General features: G+C 72.7%; 2 protein-coding genes. Both read left to right on the top strand.

Features of this window, described 5'->3' with window-relative positions; translation table 11 throughout:
• Positions 1-197 precede the first annotated feature (197 nt).
• The gene (locus ABZ641_RS36920) at positions 198-701 is read left to right on the top strand and encodes a YfbM family protein (protein WP_359988941.1); all 504 of its coding nucleotides are present in this window, start codon (positions 198-200) and stop codon (positions 699-701) included.
• Between the two features lie 207 nt (positions 702-908).
• Entirely contained in the window at positions 909-1,463 is a 555-nt protein-coding gene (locus tag ABZ641_RS36915; protein ID WP_344627902.1) for a DinB family protein, read from the top strand.
• The last annotated feature ends 53 nt before the right edge of the window (positions 1,464-1,516 follow it).

The raw sequence follows: 1,516 nt of genomic DNA, 5'->3' as shown, positions 1-1,516 counted from the left end.
CCACCACGACCCGCGCGGACGCCACCGCCGACGAAGCCTTGCTCGCCCGCGCGACCGCCCTGGTCGTGCCGGCGCTCAGCTGACAGCCCTGCTCCGGCCTGCTCCCGGTCCGGACGGGGGCAGGCCGGCGCAGGCGAGCCAGGCCAGGACAGGCCGGGCCGGCCAGGGCGGACCGGGGCCGCGGCTACGATCCGGTCATGAGCATTGTCGGACGGTACACGCGTCTGACACCGTCCCAGTCGGACCGCGCGATGCGGGAGCCCGGCTGGGCACGGGAGTTGGCGGAGGAACTCGCCGAGGCGGAGTCGGAGCGGCAGCTGTCCGTGGCGGACCGGCGGTGCCACGAGGTCGGCACGGCCTGGCACGCACTCGCATTCCTGCTCGACCGTCGGGGCCTTCCGGTGGACCTGCTCCACGGTGAGGCGGAGGTACCGGACACGGCCGCACCCGGCTACGGGCCGCCGCGGCTGCTGGACCCGGAACGCGTCCGGCTCGCCGCCGACTCCCTCGCCGAACTCCCGCCCCATGTCCTGACCGAGGGTGTCACCGCTGACGATCTGGCGCAGGCGCACGTGTACCCGGCCGGTCTGTGGCAGCGCGGGGACGCGCTGGAGGTGGTGGCAGGGCACTACCTCGAGTTGGCGGCGTTCGTCCGCACGGCTGCCCGCTACCGGCATGCCCTGCTGGTCCGCCTCGGCTGACCGCCCTGCCCCGAATCCACTCCCCCGGCCAGAGGATTCGGGCGGCGGACGGGGCAGCAAGCACGCCAACCGCCGCACGGCAGAAGCCCGGAGAGAAGATTCGACGCGTCTTCGGATCTCGCGGCAATTCAGGTCGGGATCTGACCTCAATGCCTCATAACGTAGTTCCTGACCGACGGAACACGTACTTACCGTAAGGCGGACACCTTGAACGAGACCCGGACGATCAACGAGCCCACCACTGCGCCCACCCCCACCGGCGAGCGTGCCGACCTGCTGGTGGCGCTGGCCAAGCAGCGGCACTTCCTGCGCTTCACCACCCGCGACCTCACCGACGAGCAGGCCGGACAGCGGACCACGGCCAGTGAGCTGTGTCTGGGTGGCCTGGTCAAGCACGTCGCCTCGGTGGAGCGGACCTGGGCGGCCTTCATCGTGGAGGGTCCGTCGGCGATGCCCGACTTCACCGCGATGACCGAGGCCGACTTCGCCCGCCGCGCCGACGAGTTCCGGATGCTGCCCGGCGACACGCTCGCCGGCGTGCTCGCCGACTACGAGGAGGTCGCCCGGCGCACCGACGAGCTGGTCGCCGCGCTCCCGGACCTGGACGCCGCCCAGCCGCTGCCGAAGGCCCCCTGGTTCCAGGCCGACGAGGCGTGGTCGGCCCGCCGCGTGCTGCTGCACGTGGTCGCCGAGACCGCTCAGCACGCCGGCCACGCCGACATCATCCGCGAGTCCCTGGACGGCTCGAAGAGCATGGGCTGACCCGCGCCCGCCGTCCTGCGGCCCGTGTCCGGCAGTCGGTGGCCGACTGCCGG

It is taken from the genome of Kitasatospora sp. NPDC007106 (genome assembly GCF_040634455.1).
Lineage (GTDB): Bacteria > Actinomycetota > Actinomycetes > Streptomycetales > Streptomycetaceae > Kitasatospora > Kitasatospora arboriphila.
This window is presented reverse-complemented; position numbering and strand designations above follow the sequence as displayed.

Bases quoted from the DNA above. Each gene is read 5' to 3' on its own strand.
- ABZ641_RS36920 (WP_359988941.1), top strand. From the start codon at position 198: ATGAGCATTGTCGGACGGTACACGCGTCTGACACCGTCCCAGTCGGAC.